The sequence below is a fragment of the Hahella sp. CCB-MM4 genome (assembly GCF_002260525.1).
In the GTDB taxonomy this organism is placed as follows: domain Bacteria; phylum Pseudomonadota; class Gammaproteobacteria; order Pseudomonadales; family Oleiphilaceae; genus Hahella.
In genome coordinates, this window is the sequence record NZ_MRYI01000001.1 from 360,947 (window position 1) to 381,767 (window position 20,821).

Annotated in this window: 19 protein-coding genes; 7 read left to right on the forward strand and 12 right to left on the reverse strand. The window is 50.8% G+C overall.

Annotated elements, in window-relative coordinates; genetic code table 11:
* Positions 1–27: 27 nt before the first annotated feature.
* From BTA51_RS01670 to ftsY, 9 genes are all read right to left on the reverse strand, one after another.
* Entirely contained in the window at positions 28–1,476 is a 1,449-nt protein-coding gene (locus tag BTA51_RS01670; RefSeq protein ID WP_094705624.1) for a HAMP domain-containing sensor histidine kinase, read from the reverse strand.
* Positions 1,463–2,143: a response regulator transcription factor gene (locus tag BTA51_RS01675; RefSeq protein ID WP_094706033.1), complete on the reverse strand. Its 681-nt coding sequence runs from the start codon at positions 2,141–2,143 to the stop codon at positions 1,463–1,465. The genes BTA51_RS01670 and BTA51_RS01675 overlap by 14 nt, the downstream gene beginning before the upstream one ends.
* A gap of 41 nt (positions 2,144–2,184) precedes the next feature.
* Positions 2,185–2,994, reverse strand: coding sequence for a co-chaperone DjlA (gene djlA / locus BTA51_RS01680; protein ID WP_094706034.1), 810 nt, complete (start codon positions 2,992–2,994; stop codon positions 2,185–2,187).
* 281 nt (positions 2,995–3,275) lie between these two features.
* Positions 3,276–4,049: a hydroxypyruvate isomerase gene (gene hyi, locus BTA51_RS01685; protein ID WP_094705626.1), complete on the reverse strand. Its 774-nt coding sequence runs from the start codon at positions 4,047–4,049 to the stop codon at positions 3,276–3,278.
* Positions 4,050–4,099: 50 nt separating this feature from the next.
* Positions 4,100–4,990: an NAD(P)-dependent oxidoreductase gene (locus BTA51_RS01690; RefSeq protein WP_094705628.1), complete on the reverse strand. Its 891-nt coding sequence runs from the start codon at positions 4,988–4,990 to the stop codon at positions 4,100–4,102.
* A gap of 86 nt (positions 4,991–5,076) precedes the next feature.
* On the reverse strand, positions 5,077–5,931 hold the full coding sequence (gene rpoH / locus BTA51_RS01695) for an RNA polymerase sigma factor RpoH (protein WP_094705630.1): 855 nt from the start codon (positions 5,929–5,931) through the stop codon (positions 5,077–5,079).
* Positions 5,932–6,351: 420 nt separating this feature from the next.
* Complete coding sequence (gene ftsX / locus BTA51_RS01700) at positions 6,352–7,383, reverse strand: permease-like cell division protein FtsX (RefSeq protein ID WP_094705632.1); 1,032 nt, start codon at positions 7,381–7,383, stop codon at positions 6,352–6,354.
* Positions 7,384–7,416: 33 nt separating this feature from the next.
* Positions 7,417–8,073: a cell division ATP-binding protein FtsE gene (gene ftsE, locus BTA51_RS01705; RefSeq protein ID WP_094706035.1), complete on the reverse strand. Its 657-nt coding sequence runs from the start codon at positions 8,071–8,073 to the stop codon at positions 7,417–7,419.
* A 105-nt stretch (positions 8,074–8,178) separates the two neighbouring features.
* A complete protein-coding gene (ftsY, locus tag BTA51_RS01710) occupies positions 8,179–9,573 on the reverse strand; it encodes a signal recognition particle-docking protein FtsY (RefSeq protein WP_094705634.1) in 1,395 nt (464 codons plus the stop codon).
* Between the two features lie 191 nt (positions 9,574–9,764).
* Here ftsY and rsmD point away from each other — a divergent pair, with 191 nt between their 5' ends.
* Positions 9,765–10,349, forward strand: a complete 585-nt coding sequence (gene rsmD, locus BTA51_RS01715) for a 16S rRNA (guanine(966)-N(2))-methyltransferase RsmD (RefSeq protein ID WP_094705636.1) — start codon at positions 9,765–9,767, stop codon at positions 10,347–10,349.
* A 99-nt stretch (positions 10,350–10,448) separates the two neighbouring features.
* Here rsmD and BTA51_RS01720 read toward each other — a convergent pair whose 3' ends face one another.
* A complete protein-coding gene (locus BTA51_RS01720; RefSeq protein WP_094705638.1) occupies positions 10,449–11,645 on the reverse strand; it encodes an acyl-CoA desaturase in 1,197 nt (398 codons plus the stop codon).
* Positions 11,646–12,055: 410 nt separating this feature from the next.
* Between BTA51_RS01720 and mutM the strand changes: the two genes are divergently transcribed.
* Both mutM and BTA51_RS01730 read left to right on the forward strand, forming a co-directional pair.
* Positions 12,056–12,874, forward strand: a complete 819-nt coding sequence (gene mutM / locus BTA51_RS01725; protein ID WP_094706036.1) for a bifunctional DNA-formamidopyrimidine glycosylase/DNA-(apurinic or apyrimidinic site) lyase — start codon at positions 12,056–12,058, stop codon at positions 12,872–12,874.
* 169 nt (positions 12,875–13,043) lie between these two features.
* Entirely contained in the window at positions 13,044–13,379 is a 336-nt protein-coding gene (locus tag BTA51_RS01730) for a hypothetical protein (protein WP_094705640.1), read from the forward strand.
* A gap of 139 nt (positions 13,380–13,518) precedes the next feature.
* Here BTA51_RS01730 and cysQ read toward each other — a convergent pair whose 3' ends face one another.
* On the reverse strand, positions 13,519–14,355 hold the full coding sequence (cysQ, locus tag BTA51_RS01735; protein ID WP_094705642.1) for a 3'(2'),5'-bisphosphate nucleotidase CysQ: 837 nt from the start codon (positions 14,353–14,355) through the stop codon (positions 13,519–13,521).
* 229 nt (positions 14,356–14,584) lie between these two features.
* Between cysQ and yrfG the strand changes: the two genes are divergently transcribed.
* The 4 genes from yrfG to BTA51_RS01755 all read left to right on the forward strand — a co-directional run bounded on the left by yrfG (position 14,585) and on the right by BTA51_RS01755 (position 18,555).
* Positions 14,585–15,265, forward strand: coding sequence for a GMP/IMP nucleotidase (gene yrfG / locus BTA51_RS01740; protein WP_094705644.1), 681 nt, complete (start codon positions 14,585–14,587; stop codon positions 15,263–15,265).
* A gap of 84 nt (positions 15,266–15,349) precedes the next feature.
* Positions 15,350–15,766, forward strand: a complete 417-nt coding sequence (gene hslR / locus BTA51_RS01745) for a ribosome-associated heat shock protein Hsp15 (RefSeq protein WP_094705645.1) — start codon at positions 15,350–15,352, stop codon at positions 15,764–15,766.
* 85 nt (positions 15,767–15,851) lie between these two features.
* Positions 15,852–16,709 (forward strand): Hsp33 family molecular chaperone HslO, encoded by an 858-nt coding sequence (hslO, locus tag BTA51_RS01750; RefSeq protein WP_094705647.1) that lies wholly within the window; start codon positions 15,852–15,854, stop codon positions 16,707–16,709.
* A gap of 310 nt (positions 16,710–17,019) precedes the next feature.
* On the forward strand, positions 17,020–18,555 hold the full coding sequence (locus BTA51_RS01755; RefSeq protein ID WP_094705649.1) for a phosphoenolpyruvate carboxykinase: 1,536 nt from the start codon (positions 17,020–17,022) through the stop codon (positions 18,553–18,555).
* Positions 18,556–18,639: 84 nt separating this feature from the next.
* On the opposite strand, the gene BTA51_RS01760 is transcribed toward BTA51_RS01755, so the two are convergent.
* Positions 18,640–20,730, reverse strand: coding sequence for a TRAP transporter large permease subunit (locus tag BTA51_RS01760; RefSeq protein ID WP_094705651.1), 2,091 nt, complete (start codon positions 20,728–20,730; stop codon positions 18,640–18,642).
* Positions 20,731–20,821: the final 91 nt, after the last annotated feature.

Consider the following 20,821-nt stretch of genomic DNA (forward strand, 5'->3'; position numbering starts at 1 on the left):
ATGATCCACGTCCCGGGAACGCTCCCGTCAGGTTGCGCTCTCGGGGCCTGGAAGTTTTGGGGCCTGAGGCACCTTTTGATCCTGACTGATGACAATAGGCTTGTTAAATTTAATCAGCGGTAAATGCAACTCCGCTCTCAAGCCAGGTTGGTTATCCTTCAGCTGCAACTGCCCCTTGTGCATCTCACTGACCGCTTTCACCATACTCAAGCCCAAGCCGTTTCCTGGCAGACCACGGGTTTTGTCCACCCGGTAAAACCGCTCAAGAACCCTCTCACGCTCATCTTCGGCAATTCCGGGGCCCTCATCCCATACAGAGATAACCGCATGATCAAATGCACGTAAGCGAACACCGACATTTCCGCCTTCCGGCGTATACTTGATTGCGTTATCCAGTAGGTTCGCGATGGCCTGGAACAATAAGTCCCGGTCGCCCTTCACGACAATCCCTTTAGCCAGATCCAAAGACAAATGCTGCTCTTTGTCTGATGCGACAGCTTCATAGAGATCAACTGCATCCACCACCAGCTCATACAGATCAACATCGTCAAATTTGCTACTGTAGCCACCGGATTCGATTCGAGCGATACGCAGCAGGGCATTAAATGTCACCAGCAGGTGATCAGCTTCCGCAATAACCTCCTGAACGATATGCCTTGCCTCTTCCTCCAGTTGCTTGCTCTGCAACAACTCCAGCCTCCCCCGCATCCTTGTCAAAGGGGTTCGCAGGTCATGGGCAATATTATCCGAAACATGCCGAACTCCGGCCATTAACCCTTCTATCTGATCAAGCATCCGATTGAGATGCTCCGCGAGCTCATCAAAATCGTCCCCGGTGCCCCGGGTCGGAACCCTTAGTGACAGATTTCCCTGCATAATCTGTCGGCTGGTATGGGTGATGGCTTCAATACGCCGCCTTGTACTCTTCGAGAGCGCCACACCGCCTAAGAATGCCATGGCAAGAGTGATCGCCACCCCCCATGTCAATGACCGTTCAATCAATTCACGAACTCTGAACAGAGCAAACACATCCCTGCCCACTAACAACCGGTAGCCGCCCCGCAGAGTAAAAACCCGCGCACGCGCCATGTGAGGTGCAGCAAAACGACCACCAGAACGGTTCAGATAAAAACTGATCCAGCCGTCATCATCTTCAACCAAAGCCGGCCATTCGTTGAGATTTCCCGCCTGAGGCTGAAATTCGTTATTCACCAGAAGGTAGATCGATTCGCCCTGGGGATCATTCAGTACCCGCTCGTTCATGACACTGACCATCCCACGCAACCCCTGACGCCGGTATTGCTCGGCAAGTCCCTGGATCTCGGCCTGGATGGTCTCATCGACCTGATCAGACATAAATCCGACCGTTGCCCAGTAAATAAACCCAAGTAGGAAGAATACCGACGCTGCAAACAGTAATGTATAAAGCAGCGCCAGCTGGAAGGCAGAGTTTCTGAGGAGTTTAGGCAGTTTCACGCAGTACGTACCCTGCACCACGAATCGTGTGCAGTAACGGAACCTCAAAGTCCTTATCGATCTTTGCACGCAATCTGCTGATGTGCACATCAATCACATTGGTTTGAGGGTCAAAGTGATAATCCCAAACCTTTTCCAACAGCATGGTACGGGTTAACACCTGCCCCGGATTACGCATGAAGTACTCCAGAAGACGAAATTCCCGCGGCTGTAAATCAATGCTTTGCCCGTCCCTTCTGACAGTACGAGCCAACAGATCCATTTCAAGATCCGCCACTTTCAGAGCGGTAACCACTTCCTGTTGCTGCTGGCTGCGACGTTCCAACGCCTCAATTCGAGCCAATAACTCACTGAATGAGAACGGCTTCACCAGGTAATCATCGCCACCGGCGCGCAATCCCTGAACCCGATCGTCCACTTCTCCCAGCGCGCTTAATACCAGTACCGGCACTTTGGCACCACCGGCTCGGAGTGATTTAATCACAGACAGACCGTCCATTTCCGGCAACATCCGGTCAACCAACAGCAGGTCGTAACCTTCGTTGGACGCCATATGCAGCCCGGTCTTACCGTTATCGGTCACATCCACCACATAACCGCTTTCCTTGAGTCCCTTACTGAGATAAGACGCCACTTCTTTGTCGTCTTCTATCACCAATATACGCATTGAAACCTCCTTCTTTGACATACCTTCGCCTTCAACCGACATCAGGCAGCCTCTCTGGCACGTTTAATCTGTTCATACGCAGCCCTGATTTCCTGGGTTTTCTCAGTGGCCATTTTAATCATCTCTTCCGGCAGTCCCTTGGCAACCAATTTGTCCGGATGGTGTTGACTCATCAAGCGCCGATAGGCTTTTTTCAGCTCCGCATCTGATGCGGATGAATCAACCCCCAGCGCCTGATAGGCTTCCTCCATGGTCGGACCTTTTGCCTGAGGTGCCGATTGTTGCTGACGTCCGGCATAGCGCTGCTGAGCAACGGCCATGGCCAGAAGTTGTTCAAACTGTCTGCGTTGAAAGCCGATAGATTCAGCAATCTGGAGCAGGAGTTTCTGCTCGTTGGCATGCAGTTCCATATCAGCTAACGCCGTGACAATCAGGATCTCCAGAAACATTTGAAGAAGATTGGTCCGACGATGGCATTCCTTGCGAAACTGTTCTAACACGGAATTCAGGTTGAAATCAGGCTGTTTGCCCTGATTAAAAAGCTCGATGGCAAGACGCTTCTGGTCTTCATCGAGCTGCATGCGATCCATAATGTGGCGGGCTGCCTGAATCTCGCTTTCAGTGACGCGACCATCAGCCTTTGCCAGATGTCCCATAACACTGAAGACAGCAGTGAAGAAAGCTGCCTGAACTCTCTCAGTGTCGCCTCCAGACCAGTCAACACCACCAACTTCCAGGCTTTTTATCCCGGAGTCCAGTGAATGTCCAAGAGCAGCGCCAAGCACTGCACCAAGTGGACCGCCCAGTACAAAACCGAACGCACCACCAATCAGTTTTCCCCACCAACTCATTAAAACAAAGATTCCCCTGTAATTTGCCTGACCGGCCCTGACAACTTCCCGCCGGCTCTGCATCAGTACCGTATATTGACTGAAATTCCCGTATATACCCTGCAGTTCAGCGCAACTGACGGCATCTGGCAAAATAGTCTAGGAAAGGCAAGGTATAGTGCCCAGTTAAGAATTATTAACATGTCATTACATATGGGTGAATATGTCAGATACAAGGGCAAATTGATCCGAAGCGGAAGCGATTCTTGCTTATAGAACCCTGACGAGCAAAACCCTGACGATTAGCTTTTAAACCAGTCCAGTGAGGATAAGGTGCTTTCAAGCGGTCTATATTCCGCACTGACCCAGCCACGGTAGCCCATTTGATCCAGTGCCTGAAATATAAAATCAAAGTTGATCTCACCGGTGCCGGGCTCATGCCGCCCAGGATTATCGGCAAACTGAATGTGACCAATACTATCCAGCAGACTACGCATGGTCTCCATCAAATGTCCTTCCATGATCTGCATATGGTAGATGTCATACTGAAAAAGCAGGTTCGGACGCTTCAGTGCCTGTAATAATGACATGGCCTTTTCGCTGCTATCCAGCATAAACCCAGGCATATCCACACGGCTGTTTATCGCTTCCACCAGAAGGGTAATGCCATGCCCTTCAAACTGTCGGGCAGCATAATCCACATTTTCAAGCATCGTCTCCCAGGCCTCGTCAAAGCTGACGTTCTCCGGCCGGAGCCCAGCCAGACAGTTAACCTGCTTACACCCGAGCCCAGTGGCGTAATTTATCCCCAGATCAACACTTCGCTTGAATTCATCCTGTCTTCCCGGAAGGCATGCGATTCCCCGCTCACCGGCATTCCAGTCGCCTGCCGGCAGATTATGTAACACCTGGACCAGACTCGCTTGCTGAAGACGGCGCTGCAGCTCCGGCAACGGATAATCATAGGGAAATAGATACTCAACTCCCTTGAATCCGGCGTCTGCGGCCGCCGCAAAGCGGTCCAGAAAATCATACTCAGTAAACAGCATTGAGAGGTTAGCAGCAAAATTTGGCACGAAATACACCTTAAAATTGAGACGTTTTCATTTAGGCCCTCAGGCTGTGACTAGCCCTTATCCGGCGTCAGCTGTGTGTTGTTCAAACGCTCCAGATGTAATAGCAATCCACTGTGGTCAACATTCTCCAAGCCTTCGTTCAGCATACTGTCATACTCCGCAAAGACCTGTTCGGCCAGAGGCAACTGCAAACCAGAGCTGGCTGCTTCGTCGAGAATCATACGCAAATCCTTATGCTGCACTCTGGCAGTCGCACCAGGCTCAAAATTCCGCTGCAGCATGCGCTCCCCATGCAACTCAAGAATCCTGCTGGAAGCAAAACCACCCAGCAAGGCCTCTCGCACCGCCGCAGGATTAGCGCCCCCCTGGGCCGCCAGAAGCAAGGCTTCGGATACCGCTCCAATGGTGATCCCAACAATGGCCTGATTGGCCAGTTTAGCAAGCTGGCCAGCGCCTGAAGGGCCAATGTATGTTGAGCGCCCCAGTACATTAAACACTTCCTGAGCACGCTCGTAATCCAGCTCCTGCCCACCAGCCATAATGGAAAGACTTGCCTGCTCAGCCCCAACCGTACCACCTGATACCGGTGCATCCAGGTAAGAAAGTCCATACTCCATCGCTAACTTCGCATGTTTTTTAGCCGTAGCCGGAGGGATTGAACTCATATCGATAATCAGCGCTCCAGGGGACATCTCCGTCATGACGCCCTGACCAACCAATACATCATCGACGATTGGGCCGTTTTCCAGCATGATAATGATAATATCCGCCCCTGAAACAGCCTCTCCAGGCGTTTCCGCAATCGTCGCCCTATCAGCAAAGAATTCTGCCTTGCTGCGAGTCCGGTTCCACAGTTTCATGGGGAATCCCGCCTTTAGCAGATTATCAGTCATGGGCTTGCCCATCAGGCCAATCCCCAAAAATGCGATTGTCGGTTTCATTAACACACCCTATTCATTTTTTGTTCGCCCATAAAAAAACCGCCTGCTGAGGGCGGTTTTTAATGATTTGTTGTACTGCCTTGAAATCAGGCTGCCAGCATGTTCTTCACTTTCTTCATGGCATTCTTTTCCAACTGACGGATACGCTCAGCAGACACGCCATACTCGTCAGCCAGCTCATGCAGAGTCGCTTTACTCTCTGCCAACCAGCGTTTCTGGATAATGTCTTTACTGCGATCATCCAACTGCGTCAGAGCATCATGAAGACGGGTATTGGAATCTTCCTCCCAATTCTCGTTCTCCAGCATTAAAGCCGGATCTGCCCGACGGTCTTCCAGGTAGTTGGCAGGCGCTTGATAAGCATTGTCATCATCGTCATCCGCGGATGCATCAAATGGGGTGTCCTGCCCGGCTAAACGGCTCTCCATTTCACGAACCACTTTCGCTTCGACACCCAGATCTGCCGCCACTGCATTGGCTTCATCATTAGTCAACCAAGCCAGCTTTTTCTTGGCAGAACGCAGATTGAAGAAAAGTTTACGTTGCGCCTTGGTAGTCGCCACTTTCACGATGCGCCAGTTACGCAGAATAAATTCGTGAATTTCAGCTTTAATCCAATGCACAGCAAAAGATACCAAACGCACCCCATATTCCGGGTTAAAGCGCTTTACAGCCTTCATCAGGCCAATGTTACCTTCCTGAACCAGATCTGCCTGTGACAGGCCATATCCTGAATAACTTTTTGCAATATGGACAACGAACCGCAAGTGGGCCATAACCAACTGACGGGCCGCATACAGGTCTTCATCCTGATGATAGCGCTGAGCCAGCTCGCGCTCCTCTTCAGCAGTCAGTACCGGAATGGAGTTTACTGCATGAATGTACCCCTCCAGGTTGCCTACCGGAGCTAGCATTTCAATTGGCCGTAAACTTGTACCCATTTAATTCTCCACTAATTAGCTAGGGACAGAAATATATCATCTGTATATTAGACTGCCAACGAGCCCAAAAGTTCCCTATGTAACAGTTTGTAACCTTGCATTCTGATTCGTCTGTGAGAATGCCCGGTAACAATTTGCCTCGCTGACTATATAAATTCGGTTTTATTTAGTTTTCAGTATATTACCGGCCAAGTTAGCATAACAAGCACACCGGCTTTCTTCGATCTGACTACCCATGCTCTGTCTGTCCAATTGAAGGACGAAAACCAGATCGATTGAAAACTTCACAAAATATTGTACCAATCCCCAACCATTTCAAGCGTTATTACCAAACTTTCATCAATAACCAGAATCCCGCTGATGCGGTCAAATGGCAGAACCAAGGCAAAAACACAGCTCTTGGGGTCACTCCATCAGAGTTTAACGGGGCTCAATCTCATCAAGGTGGCGCTTAACCGCCATCCAGGCGCCAGCACATCCCAAAAAAGCACCAACGACAAGCAACAGCCCTGTAGCTTCAAGCGAGAGTCCGGACAGCTGGAAGCGGCTGTAGTACAGAGATGCCATCTGATTCACCGGCCCGGAAAGCCACCACAGCGCACCATTCACAAGAAGCCAGGCCAGCATAGCTCCGACAACACCATACCAGAATCCTGTGTACAAAAATGGGCGACGAACGTAGGGATCCGTCCCCCCGACCAGTTTCACGACCAGGATCTCGTCCCGACGGTTTTCAATGGCGAGCCGAATGGTGTTACCAATAATCAGGATAACAGCCACCCCCAATAACAACGCTATGGCAAGCGTGCTTCGCCCCAATACCTCAAACAAGGCATTCAATCGTTTCACCCATTGCAGATCCACCTGAACACTTTCCACACCAGGAGTCTCCCCGAGGGATTTGGCAAGCGTCTCCATCTGTCCCGCATTTGTAACCGACGAATCTGGCTGCACCACAATCACCGAAGGCAGTGGATTATTATCCAGATAGGCCAGAACATCCCCCCATCCCGAAATCGACTTGAACTCTTCCAAGGCTTCCACACGGTTGATGAAGTGGACCGAGTCAACATCAGCCCTTTTTTTGATCTCCTGGGAAAGCTGGAATGCCGCCTGATCCTCTACATCCAACTTCATATACAGGGAGATACGCGAACTCCCTTCCAGATCCGCGGTCAATCCCGTCACATTGGTCAGTAACACCAGCAGCCCCATGGGTAGAGCCAGGGCCACAGCAATCACCAGCCAGGTCATTAAACTGGAAAGGGGGGTGGAGAAAAGACGAATCAGACTGCTCTTAGCGGTTTGCCGATGATGGCTGAAGTAAGCTTCAAGACTGCTTTGCTCCAAACCTGCCGAGGCACCCTGTCGGGAGGGCGTTTCGTTGATCGCTGGCTGAGAGCGTCGATTCCCTTGTGAGGGCTTGGCGCCTCGTTGTACTGCATCTTTCATACTGCCAGGTTCCTGAGCATTACCCGATACCCCTTATCCAATTTGCAATTGTCCGTGATCCAGACGAATCACACGATGACGCATATGAGAAATCAACGCCAGGTCATGGGAAGCAATGAGTACTGTTACGCCAACCTGATTGAACTGCTGGAATAACTTCATGATTTCCTCAGACAACTCCGGATCAAGGTTACCTGTGGGTTCGTCCGCCAACAATACTGGGGGTTTATTGACTACAGCCCGGGCAATCCCCACACGCTGTTGCTCCCCCCCGGAAAGTGTAATGGGAAAGACCTTTTCTTTTTTCAGCAACCCAACCTTGTCCAGCGCAGCCCTCACTCTCCTGCCGATCTCTCTTGGCGCGACCCCGGCAATTTCCAGAGGCAGTGCCACATTATCAAAAACAGTGCGATCAAACAGGAGCTGGTGATTCTGAAACACCACGCCGACATGGCGCCGGAAATAGGGTATCTGCCGACGGGAAAAGCGATCCAGATTCTGCCCACCGACAAAAATCTGTCCTTTATTGGGGCGCTCCATCAGCATAATCAGCTTAAGAAGAGTACTTTTTCCTGCCCCGGAGTGTCCTGTCAGGAATGCCATTTCCCCACGCCCCAGCTTGAAGCTAACTTCCGTCAAAGCCTCGAAACCACCGGGGTAACGCTTGGTCACCCGGTCAAAATGGATCATAGGGTCGTTACTCATTGAACTCTTCCAAAGTTGGATAATGGGTTACATCTATCTCTCGCGACATGAATCAATTGGATTCGCGTGAGCCCAAATATCTTAGCTTGGTCAGGCATCAAATAATGCGTTGACGAACTCATTCGCTTCAAACGGGCGCAAATCATCGATACCTTCACCGACACCAATGAAACGTATGGGCAATTGATGCTGCTTGGCGATGGCAAACAAGATACCACCTTTAGCGGTTCCATCCAGCTTGGTAACGGCAATGCCGCTAACGCCCACCGCTTGACGGAATAACTGAGCCTGGCTGAGAGCGTTCTGCCCGGTACCGGCATCCAACACTAGAAGAACCTCGTGTGGTGCGGCTTCGTCGTGCTTCTTGATCACCCGAACCACTTTTTCCAGTTCTGCCATGAGATTGTCTTTGTTTTGCAGGCGACCCGCTGTATCAGCAATGATGATATCCACCTCACGCGACTTAGCCGCCTGGATGGCATCAAAAATCACGGAAGCGCTATCCGCTCCGGTATGCTGGGCAACGACGGGGACATTATTACGCTCCCCCCATACCTGCAGTTGCTCAACAGCGGCGGCACGAAACGTATCACCGGCAGCCAGCATGACAGATTTGCCCTGTTGCTGGAATCGCTTCGCCAGTTTTCCTATCGTCGTGGTCTTGCCGACTCCGTTTACTCCCACCACCAGAATTACATAGGGAGACTTTTCCTCCAGCATCAGCTCACTGGTGCATGGTTCAAGCAGGGCGGCCAACTCGGCTTTAAGTGCAACTTTAAGCGCCTCAGCATCTTTCAGCTCTTTTCGCGCCAGTTTCTCGGTGATGGAGCCGATGATCTGGGTAGTCGCTTCAATCCCCACATCCGCGGTCAACAACAAGGTCTCGATTTCCTCCAGCAGATCATCATCGATCGTCTTGGCGCCGGCAAACAGGTTGACCAGGTTATCGGTCAGCTGGGAGCGAGTCTTGCCCAATCCGCTGCGAACACGAGCAAACCAGCCGGCCTTTTTCTCTTCTTCTGTCTCTTTGGAAGCCGGAGTCTCTTCTACCTCTTTGGCAGGAACTTCTTCAACTGCTTCCGCCTTCGGTTCAATTTCAGGCTGCAGAACCTCAGCCTCTGCTTTCGGCTCCTCTCTCGATTCTTCCGTTACAGCGGGCTCTTCAACAGGAGCCTCTATCACTTCCGGGGCCGCTTTTTCTTGAACAGCTCCCTCTTGATCTGTGCCAGATGTCGGCTCAACTTCGGGAACTTCAGGAGCTACAACCGGTTCTACTTCCCGGCTGGGCTGAACAGGTTCCTGACGCTGCGAAGCAAGCTTCGCGCTATTAACTGGCTGAACGCTAGGTTGCGGCTTCTGTTCGGGCTTCAACTCAAACGGGCGGGGCTTCGGTTGCGCACTCTTACGCTTGATACCGTCCAACACCCAGGCTAAAACCAAGCCAGCAAGAAGAACCAAAAAGACTGTACTGATCATAGAATCCATAGTTGAATCCAAAGGGTAATAATATAGAAGAATTGCGGACAGTCAGGCTGCGTCGGTAATTGCGCCGAAATCACAGTATTTACCGGCAGCAGACAAAAACACCTTCAAAGAAGCTACCTAACCGCGCTACGATGGGCGCCTATTCTAGCCTTGAACATTGATTTAACCCAACCCCGAATCGAATAATTCCCATGAGAAAACCAAACAAGCCCAAAACTGAGTTGGGGACACTGCGTATCATCGGTGGTCGCCATCGAGGAAGGAAGCTACAGTTTCCTGTTCTTGAGGGCGTCCGTCCCACCCCGGATAGAGTAAGAGAAACACTTTTCAATTGGCTGACAGCCCACCTGCCTGGTGCGCGTTGTCTGGATCTCTTTGCTGGCAGTGGCGCTATTGGGCTTGAGGCTATTTCCAGGGACGCCACTGAAGTGTGGTTTGTTGATTCAGCCCCGGCAGTAGTGGACACGTTGAAGTCGCATCTCAAAACACTCCGCGAAGACAATGCCCAGATTTTCCTTGATGATGCTATCGCCTGGCTGAAGAAACACCGCCCTGATGTCCCTTTCGATATCGTTTTCCTTGACCCGCCTTTCTACAAAGGTTGGCTCACAGATGCCTGCAAGCTGCTGGAAAGCAATGGCTTCCTAAAATCCGGCAGCCACATATATATAGAAGCTGAGTCCTCACTTTCCACATTGCCGTTACCACCTAACTGGCATGTCATCCGGCAGAAGCAAGCCGGGCAGGTTCAATATAGTCTTTGCATCAGAGATTAGGACGATTCTCAGATCACTATCGACATACTACGCCCAATAAAAAAGCGGGCTGACTGCCCGCTTTTTTTAAACTCGAAATCTGATTACGACAGAAACATCTTACGCCCGAGCCATTGCAGGTGCCGGAGCCAAAGAGAAAGTCTTCAACCAGGCAGCAAAATCGGCCAGAGATTGCACACCGCTCTGCTCGGCCTGATGACACCAATCTATCAACTCATGCAGCTTGTCCTGATATTTGATCCCAGGTTGGCGACGCCATAAAGCCTGCAGCTCTCTACTTTTTTGATAAATCACCCGAAGCATTTCATTCTTTTCCAGAACCGCTTCCAAGTGCTCTTTTTCTCCAGGAGCGATCAGTGACTCCTCCCGGTACATCAGCTTCTTCACCCGCTTGAGCATTGAGGTTTCACGGGGGCAGCTTTGAGCACGTTGCTGTTCCTTCAGAATAGGCTGCAGCACTTTCTTGCGGTACTGAACCATCACCTGGAAACGATTGTTGGCAATCGCCATCAAGGTGTCGAGATCCAACAGAGACTTGCCAGGAACCTGATGAGCAATGGGTCCGACGCGCTTAGGCTTGGCCAGGCGAAAGAATTCAAAAAGCTTGATCCAGAACCATCCGATGTCCACTTCCCACTTTTTCACCGACAACTTGGGAGAGTTTGGATAGGTATGATGATTATTGTGCAGCTCTTCACCGCCGATAATGAGTCCCCAAGGCACCAGGTTTCGAGCATTGTCTGAACACTCAAAATTCCGATAGCCCCAGAAATGACCAATACCATTGATCACCCCGGCAGCAAAAAACGGAATCCAGATCATCTGTACGGCCCATACAGTAATGCCCAGAGCACCAAACAGCAGTAGATCAATCACTGCCATAATGCTGATTCCCAGCCAGTTTTTGGTATAGACATTGCGTTCCAGCCAGTCTTCAGGACAACGCTGACCATAACGCTCAAGCGTTTCCGGAGTGGCAGCTTCACGATAAAGTTCCGCCCCTTGCCACATTACGGTGTTGAAACCCTTTTGCACCGGAGAGTGAGGGTCTTCCTCCGTTTCACATTTGGCATGATGTTTCCGGTGAATGGCGGTCCACTCACGGGTAATCATCCCCGTTGTCAGCCAGAGCCAAAAACGGAAAAAGTGGGCCAGCGCAGGATGCAGGTCCACCGAGTTATGAGCAGAGTGACGATGTAGATAAACGGTCACACTGACGATAGTAATCTGGGTAAGAATGAGGGTAACGACGACAGTTTGCCAAGCCGATAACTGCAGCAGGCCTTCATACCACATGTATTGATCTCTCCGGTTGTAGCTGTTGTTGTCTGTTCACGGGTCCGCCCCGCCAATCGTTCAGTCCGCTTCCCATACTGCATTATTCCGGCTAATCCATGGGATATGCGATATCACCATCCCCTATCGCCGGCTCCCAAGTCTTCATCATCGATTGATTCCGCTCTTGGGTAAAGGGTCGGAAAATTTCAGCGTACAAGTGTACGCTAAAACTATTTCCAGCGCATATGAAAAATGTAACCTTATCGGAGGATTCCGTGATATTGCTTCGCATATGCAGCAGTTTGTAAATGTGGGCAAGCAAGTAAGGAGAGTAAATAAAGAGGATAAATATCAATGGTACTCAGTGAGCGAATGGCAGGCTAAAATACCCGGCTGAAGTCAAACTACAGACTTATATGGGATTGAAAGTGCCGGAATTACCTGAAGTCGAAACCACTCGCCGGGGCATTGAGCCCCACATTATCAACAAGAAAATTGCCAGGATACAGGTATTCGAGCCCCGTCTACGCTGGCCGGTCCCGCCAGATATTGAAAACCTGGTATCCGGACAGACCGTTAAGTCAGTTGAGCGTCGGGCCAAGTACGTCCTGATTCGATTGGAAAACTGCTCACTTTTGGTCCATCTGGGAATGTCAGGGAGTTTGAGAATTCTGTCTGACCAGACCCCAAGACTCAAACATGATCATATTGATATCGATTTTGTTGACGGCACTCGTCTTCGATTTAACGACCCGAGAAGATTCGGCTGCCTGCTACCTATTTCCTCCCAGGACTCAGATAGCCATCCGTTGCTGGCAAATCTCGGTCTGGAGCCCCTTTCTGACGCGTTTGACGGAGATTATCTGTATCAGATGTCCAGAGGGCGTAAGGCATCCATCAAGACCTTTATTATGGATCAGGCCATTGTCGTTGGTGTTGGAAACATCTACGCCAATGAAGCCTTGTTCAAAGCGGGCATATCTCCTTCCCGTGCGGCAGGACAGGTCAGCCAGACCCGCTACCGCAGACTCGCAGAAGAAATCAAAACCGTATTGATGGCAGCCATTAATATGGGAGGAACAACTTTGAAAGACTTCGTCGGCGGAGATGGCAAGCCAGGATACTTCCAGCAAACCCTTCTGGTTTACGGACGCGGGGGACAACCCTGCGCAGTCTGTCAAAAAATTCTGAAGGAAATTCGTTTGGGTCAAAGATCCACTGTTTATTGCACCAATTGTCAGAGATAATCATGACCGCAAATCTGCGGTAGCAGACATTTTATTGCCATTTGGCATAGACCTTTGGCCTATAAAATACAAATATTTACGGAAAACTTCTGATTCTTTTTAGAAACTTCTCATTTCCCTGTTATATTTATATGATCAGTGGAAAAGATTTTGTTGGGAGAACACACCCATGCGCCAGTCGCTCTTACGTTGGATTAGTATTGTTGCCGCCGTGATGGCTCTTACCCTGCCTACCGCAGGATATAGCCAAACCATCGAAGAAAAGCCTAGTGCTCTTGCGATGACCGGTGACGCCCTGTTTGCTCGCCCGGTACTGTTCGGAATGACGGTAGTCGGTGCGGCGGTATATGTGGTATCACTGCCGTTTTCTGCCTTGGGCGGCAATTTGCAGGAAGCTGGCGAGATTCTGGTTATGGGACCAGCTAAAGCCACTTTCGTGCGTTGCCTGGGATGCACCCGCGTAGGCAAGAAAGAAGAAGTGGTGGTTCTGGAAGAAGAATACTGATCCCTACTATCTATCCGGCTTTGCTGCCAATATCAGGAATGCATCTCCCAATGCAACCAGCAGCTTAGCTGAGATTTCACACTTCAAATAAAAACGGGCCCCCGATGGGAGCCCGTTTTTTACTCTATCCGTAACAGTCTCAAGCTTTTAAAAGCGACTGCCAGATCTCATGAGTTTCTCCCAGCGCGTGGAAAAACGGGTTCAAAATAGACTCTTTCTGATTGTATTCCAGCGACGCCAGATCCGTATCGACCATCACCCCACCAGCGCCCAGCAGTACGGCATGAGCTGCCGCCGTATCCCACTCAGAAGTCGGCGCAAGGCGCGGGTACCAGTCGGCTTTCCCCTCAGCAACAAGACAGATCTTCAAAGAACTTCCTATGCTTTGTAACTCGACGTCCGCAAACACTTCCTGAGCCTTTTCCAGCATCCCCTGGAGAGCTTCACCACCGTGCCGGCGACTGGCCACGACGACGACCTTCTCTTCAGGATTCAACTTTCTGCAGCGGATAGGATTAACTCCATCCTCATCTTCCAGATAGGCTTCATGTGTGCCCGCTTCGCTCCAGCCGTAATAAAGCTTGTGTTTGACAGGCACATAAACCCAGCCGGCCACCGGACGACCATTTTCTATCAGTGCAATATTGACGGTAAATTCGCCATTACGATTGATAAACTCTTTGGTGCCATCCAAAGGATCCACCAGCCAATAGGTTGACCACTGGCGCCTTGTATCAAAATCAGGCAGTTCAGACTCTTCCGACAGCACAGGAATTCCACCATCCAGCTCCCGCAGTCCTTCCACAATGATTTTGTGAGCACGCTGGTCAGCGATTGTCAGTGGCGAATTATCATCCTTGGTCATCACTTCCACACCCTCGGCTGCGGAGTAGACTTCTAAAATAGCTTCCCCGGCCTTATGCATAATGGCTCGCAGGGACTCGTGATATTGGGCTGGATTTCCATTTTCTGGCATTGGTTTAACCTAATACTGTGAAAAACGAGGATTTTTCGGCCATTTGGCCATCCGGCTTGGATTCGTTTTGAAGGTTCGGACCTCCAGAGCGGTATCGCCGGAGAACTTAAGGCGGTAAAATCCCACAAACAGGCTGCAAAAGCAAAACCAGAAGAGGCAAATCTCTACGGCAGGCAGCCATGCTGTATAAACAAAGATAGATAAACAAAGAGGAGCTGACCGACTGCAGATGATCAATTGGCAAGAGATTAAAACCGTTCTGCTGGATATGGACGGAACCTTACTTGATCTGCATTTCGACAATTATTTTTGGCTGGAGCATTTGCCGCGCAGGTTTGCCGAAATCAATAACATCCCTCAAGAAGATGCCCAAACCTCATTAATGGATAAGATCGAGGCCCAGCAAGGACATCTTAATTGGTACTGCCTGGATTACTGGAGCCAGGAACTTTCATTAGATGTTACCGCTCTAAAGCGGGAAGTCAGGCACCTGATCAAATTCCGCCCCCATGTGGAAGACTTCCTGAAAGAGCTTCAGTCCACCGGCCACCGGGTCGTCCTGGTCACCAATGCACACCGCGGCAGCCTTGACCTCAAACAGGAACAGGTTGATCTGGCCCAATACATGGACCGGATTATCAGCTCTCATGATTTCCAGATACCCAAAGAAAATCCGGAGTTCTGGAAGCGGGTGCAGGAAGTTGAACCTTTCGATCCGGAAACAACTTTGCTGATTGATGACAGCCTGCCGGTACTGCGCTCAGCCAAGCTGTTTGGCATTCGCCACCTTCTGACCATTCTGCTTCCTGATAGCCAGAAGCCACGCCGCGACGCTCAAGGGCTGGATAGCGGTATTAAAGCCATCGACCACTTCAATGAAATTCTGCCGAGCAATGACCGGTCTGCCTGATTTTCTATGCCGAACCTATCCATTTACACCAACCCCATTTGGTATCCAGCTGATTTGGGAACTGACTATATGCACGGGCGTTGAATGACTGATAATTCAGCCAAAGAAGAACATAAAATCCGTCTTGATAAATGGCTTTGGGCTGCGCGCTTTTTCAAAACCCGCTCCCTGGCCAAAGATGCAATAGACGGTGGCAAAGTCCACTATAACGGTTCCCGCACAAAACCCGGCCGGGCCGTGGATGTCGGGGCAGAGATCAAGATCCGCCAGGGCTGGAGCGAAAAGGTGATCAAGGTATTGGGTCTTTCGGAGCGAAGGGGCCCGGCACCTGAGGCTCAACGGCTCTACGAAGAAACCCAGGAAAGTATTGAACACCGGGAGGAAATGGCCTGGCAGCGGAAACAACTGCAAACCGCCCAAATGCCGCCCCCGCGAAGACCAACCAAAAAGCAACGCCGCCAGATACATCGATTCAGGGAGAGCACGGATCAGTCCGGCTAATGCCGGTCTTTTGGCAGCAATTTACAACACCAGAAAGCGTGATGACCTCCCGCACGTAAATTTAACATTGTGATGTTGGCAGACTATGAGCACAGATAACCTCAAGCGTTTTATTTTCGACAACCTCAATATTCGCGGCGAACTCGTTGTATTGGAAAAGACCACCAACGACATGTTCAGCAAGCACCAGTACCCGTCTGAAATCAAACAGTTACTCGGGCAAATGGCCTGTAGCAGCCTACTTCTGAGCGCCACTCTGAAAATACAGGGCAGCATCAGTATCCAGGCTTCAGGCTCAGGCCCGGTATCCGCCATCATGGCAGAAGCGACTAACAAACGTACCTGCCGGGGTATTGCCCGCTACAGCCAGACACCTGCTGACGGCACTCTGAAGTCCACTCTTGGCGAGCAGGCAACTCTGGTGATGACAATAACGCCAAGCAAAGGCCAACGCTATCAAGGCATTGTAGAGCTTACACAGGATCATCTGGCAGGCTGCATAGAAGACTATTTCGCCCACTCCGAACAGCTGGCGACCCGTTTATGGCTGTTCCAGGCTGACAATAAATGGGGGGGCTTACTGCTCCAGCAACTCCCCGAGCAAAAAGGCTCGGAGACCCACCAGGATGACTGGGAACGGGTATGCGCCCTGGCTGCCACCCTGACCTCAGAAGAACTGCTGGACCTTGACGCTGAGACCGTCCTGCATCGCCTTTTCCATGAGGAAACGGTGAGAGTCCTTGAAGACGAACCCACAGAGTTCTGGTGCAGCTGCTCAGAAGACAGAACCCTCGAAGTCATCAAGTCACTGGGCAAAGATGAAGCTTTCTCTATTCTTGACGACATGGGAAAAATCGATATCGACTGCCAGTTCTGCTATCAGCACTACAGCTTCGAACGTGAACGCATTGAGCAGCTGTTTGCGGATCCAACTGTCCATTAAAACAGTATTGTTTCGGTAATTAGGGATTGTGTATAAGGGGCAGTATGACGTTTCATCTGCCCCTGGAAGGAAGACTGTGCATTTTGTACAAGACGTTAGGGACAACGAATAAATACAATCCATGATGATTAAATAAAAATCATGAATGATGGCTATTAGTCGTAAGCCCGCCGAAAAGATCGTCTTTTAAGCAGGCATTTGGCATAATAGCGCCCCACTTTTTACCAACACAGCTTCGCCAGCCCAGACAAAACTAACTAATAATTGGCGATGACTGTACTTATCTGATTGCGAATGAGGGCAGGTCGAAGTGAGCCAAACATATACTGATCTCAGTCCAGCTCAGTTGGTTGAGCTGGCAATTAAGCGTGGTGAAGGAAGAGTTGCCGATAATGGCTCTCTGGTTGTCACCACAGGTAAGCGGACCGGGCGCTCGCCCATGGACCGCTTTGTCGTTCAGGAACCCAGTACCGCAGATGCGATTCACTGGGGCCCGATTAACCGCCCCTTTGATGCAGAGAAGTTTGATGCTCTCTGGGAGCGGGTGGAAGACTACATCGCAGAGCGCGATCGTTTTGTTTCCCACCTCCACGTCGGCGCAGATCCCGATCACTACCTTCCGATAAAAGTCACTACTGAAACAGCCTGGCACAATCTTTTTGGCCGCAACCTGTTTATCAAACCGGAACGTTACAACACTTCAGACAAGCAGGAATGGCAAATTCTGAACGCCCCCCACTTTGTCTGCGAACCAGAGCGTGACGGTACCAATAGCGACGGCACAGTGATGATCAACTTTGCCCGCCGCAAAGTACTCCTGGCAGGCATGCAATACGCCGGCGAAATGAAAAAAGCCATGTTTTCCGTGCAAAACTTCCTGCTGCCGGAAAAAGACGTGCTCCCCATGCACTGTTCCGCAAACGTTGGCGAAGACGGGCAAACCTGTCTGTTTTTCGGTCTTTCCGGCACTGGAAAAACCACACTTTCCGCCGACCAGTCCCGTTACCTGATCGGTGACGATGAGCATGGCTGGGGACGCGGAACTGTCTTCAATATTGAAGGCGGCTGCTACGCCAAGTGTATCGACCTGAGCAAAGAGAACGAGCCGGTAATCTGGGATGCCATCCGTTTCGGCGCCATTGTTGAGAACGTGACGATCGACGATGAAACACGCCAGCCGGACTATACAGACGTTTCCCTGACCGAGAACTCACGTTGCGCCTATCCTCTGGAACACGTGGAAAAACGTGTACTGGAAAACCGTGCCGGCGAGCCGTCAGCGATTGTATTCCTGACCTGCGATATGACAGGTGTACTGCCTCCAGTCTCCATTCTGACCAAAGAAGCAGCGGCCTATCACTTTCTGAGTGGCTATACTGCACTCGTAGGTAGCACTGAAATGGGCTCCAGCTCCAAGCTGAAATCCACTTTCTCAACCTGCTTCGGCGCTCCCTTCTTCCCACGTCCTGCCGGTGTTTATGCAGAACTGCTGATGAAACGCATGGAAGAGTTCGGCAGCAAGGTCTATCTGGTAAATACAGGTTGGACCGGTGGCTCTTACGGTGAAGGCAAGCGCTTCAGCATTCCTACCACCCGCGCTGTCATTTCCGCTATTCAGAGCGGAGCTTTGGTCGACGCTGAGGTAGAACATCTGGACACGCTGAATCTGGATGTCCCTAAATCTATCGAAGGCGTGGATCCGGAATTGCTTAACCCTCGCAACACCTGGGCAAGCAAAGAAGCGTACGACGCCAAAGCGAAAGACCTGATTTCCCAGTTCGTGGAAAACTTTAAGAAGTTTGACGTATCCGAAGCCATTGTGAACGCCGGGCCTAAGCTCTCGTAGTCACAAGCAGGCAACAAAAAAGGCGGCCAGTTTACCTGTGCCGCCTTTTTTATGTTCCCGAACAACGGGATTCTAATTGACTCGCTAGTTATAGCCGACAATCAACGGTACAAATGCCACCAGCAATAAAGCGCTTCCCATTACAATCAAGGGCATGATGATTCTTTCATGTCGTTGATAGAATGTGCCGCCTTCCAGCTGAGACAAGCGCACCTCTTCCTCACCTATCACCTGCCTAGTCAGCAAGTGATTCAATGCTACCGGCGGGCTTAGATAGCCCAATTCAAACGCCACCAGAGTCACCATCCAGAAGTGCACTGGATCAATGCCGTTCTGATAGGCCACCTTGGCAATAGTGATACTCACCAGAATCACCGCGCCGTATGGATCCATCACCATGCCGATAATCACCAGAATACCAACCAGTAACGCCATGACCGTCCACACACTGGTGAATGTCTGCGGGAACATTTCCATCAACCCGGAACGCTCAATTACCCCGCCGATACTCACAGAAAGCCCCATCAGGAATAATAGTGCGCCGATATGCGTAGTGGTTTCATTGGTGGCTACCCGCAGAGCCCGCTCGACGCCTCCATGCTCACGCCCCTCTTTCACTTCAGGCGTATCTTTCTTACGGGCAACATGTTCGTAGATGAGAATCGACAGCATCATAACCGGTAGAATCCTGGCCGCACTGAACTCATTCAGGGAGACATCCAGTGCATACCGGTAAAACAGGGTAACAGCCGCAATCACCAAAATATAAGGGACCAGGGGACGGAATGCCCGGATCATCGCAGGTAACGCCTCACTGGCAGGCGCCAGATTAATGGAGGATTGCCGGTTCAGCGTTAGACCGACAAGACCGAAGAGGCACACAGTCAACAGCAAGACATATTTGCCCCACCCGAACAGTTGATCCGTTGTCACCTCACGATTCAGGTACGCAATAATCACCACCAACAAACAGGGGCGCAGCACTACCCCCAAACTACCAGACATAGCAGTGGCAGCAAGCGCTAACTGACGTCTGGCACCTGCACGACGCAATTCCATATAGATGACGGAACCCGCGGCGATAACAAAGATACCGGACCCCCCTGTGTAAGCCGTCGGAATAGCCGCAATGGCAATAGCCGCCAATGCGAGCAGCTCCGGAGGCATTTTCCAGGGCTGAAACAACCTGAATACCAATTCTGCAAGACGGGTCTCTTTCAACATCATCCCGATCCAGACATAGAGGCCCACATTCAGAAACATATCCGACAGATCCATCATTTTATCGAGATAGATCCCGACACCAGCCACATGCTGCCCCAGAGTAAAGTACGTACCGGAAATCAGACACATAGTGGTATACAGAGGCACACTCAGTAGAGCATGGGCCAACTTGCCTCCGGGCTTGGCATCGGCAGGAACATTTATCATCTGCCAGGCACTGACCAAAGTGAGAAAGCCAAACCCAATGATCCACATGTAATGCAGAGCGTCCTTATCAAATGGAACATCGCCCCCATGGGCATGGGTCAGCTTTAAGAATGAAAACGAGGACAGAAATAAAAACCCGTTCGCCACCATCTGAAGAAATGAAGACAAGCGGTGATCCAACCGGGTTTCCATGGGACGCATAGAGATATGGTGGCGGGTAAACGTTGCGGTGGCAGCACAGGTAACCACCAGCAACGCCAGAATAAATCTCTGGGAGGTCAGACCGAATGCGATCAACTCCCCGATAAACAACTCCACACCACGAAACACCCTCAGCCCAGGCGTAATCCGGTCTTTGGTGTTTTCATATTTGGCAAACTTTTCCTGACAAGCTGCTTGAGCGTTGAGGATGGACTCCCGAAGGATGTCCGGATTCACGGGGTCCGCTTCAAACAGATCAAAATCGTCGGCCTCGGCCGACTGGGCCGCCACCAGACGCGCCAGCTCCTGATCAATATCCACATTAGGGTTACATTCCGGCACGGCAGGATCGGTACGCAGTTCGTAGTAACCATTCCAGCTGTATTGCCCTAACTTCAGGATTTTATTATGAATATCACTGCTGGTACTGAAAATAACGACCGATAATAAAAGCAAACAAGCTGGAAATGAGGACAACCATTCCCTGGCAGAGCGGCCAGCCAGGCCTTGAGGTGCAACTGAGTATGAATTAACGCCTTCCACAATTTGACTTCCACTTCGGCAGGCGGCAGATCAGATCTGACGTTATGCCCTGCTCCTGATGACTGAATTATTTATTTTGTTTTCAATTCGC

Excerpts from the sequence above, each read along its gene's own strand:
- ftsX (WP_094705632.1), bottom strand. The coding sequence starts at position 7,383 with ATGAAAGATGCAGTACAACGAGGCGCCAAGCCCTCACAAGGGAATCGA.
- BTA51_RS01730 (WP_094705640.1), top strand. The coding sequence starts at position 13,044 with ATGCGCCAGTCGCTCTTACGTTGGATTAGTATTGTTGCCGCCGTGATG.
- hslR (WP_094705645.1), top strand. The coding sequence starts at position 15,350 with ATGACTGATAATTCAGCCAAAGAAGAACATAAAATCCGTCTTGATAAA.
- BTA51_RS01690 (WP_094705628.1), bottom strand. The coding sequence starts at position 4,990 with ATGAAACCGACAATCGCATTTTTGGGGATTGGCCTGATGGGCAAGCCC.
- BTA51_RS01720 (WP_094705638.1), bottom strand. The coding sequence starts at position 11,645 with ATGTGGTATGAAGGCCTGCTGCAGTTATCGGCTTGGCAAACTGTCGTC.
- djlA (WP_094706034.1), bottom strand. The coding sequence starts at position 2,994 with ATGAGTTGGTGGGGAAAACTGATTGGTGGTGCGTTCGGTTTTGTACTG.
- ftsY (WP_094705634.1), bottom strand. The coding sequence starts at position 9,573 with ATGGATTCTATGATCAGTACAGTCTTTTTGGTTCTTCTTGCTGGCTTG.
- yrfG (WP_094705644.1), top strand. The coding sequence starts at position 14,585 with ATGATCAATTGGCAAGAGATTAAAACCGTTCTGCTGGATATGGACGGA.
- ftsE (WP_094706035.1), bottom strand. The coding sequence starts at position 8,073 with ATGATCCATTTTGACCGGGTGACCAAGCGTTACCCCGGTGGTTTCGAG.
- rpoH (WP_094705630.1), bottom strand. The coding sequence starts at position 5,931 with ATGGGTACAAGTTTACGGCCAATTGAAATGCTAGCTCCGGTAGGCAAC.
- hslO (WP_094705647.1), top strand. The coding sequence starts at position 15,852 with ATGAGCACAGATAACCTCAAGCGTTTTATTTTCGACAACCTCAATATT.
- BTA51_RS01675 (WP_094706033.1), bottom strand. The coding sequence starts at position 2,143 with ATGCGTATATTGGTGATAGAAGACGACAAAGAAGTGGCGTCTTATCTC.
- cysQ (WP_094705642.1), bottom strand. The coding sequence starts at position 14,355 with ATGCCAGAAAATGGAAATCCAGCCCAATATCACGAGTCCCTGCGAGCC.
- rsmD (WP_094705636.1), top strand. The coding sequence starts at position 9,765 with ATGAGAAAACCAAACAAGCCCAAAACTGAGTTGGGGACACTGCGTATC.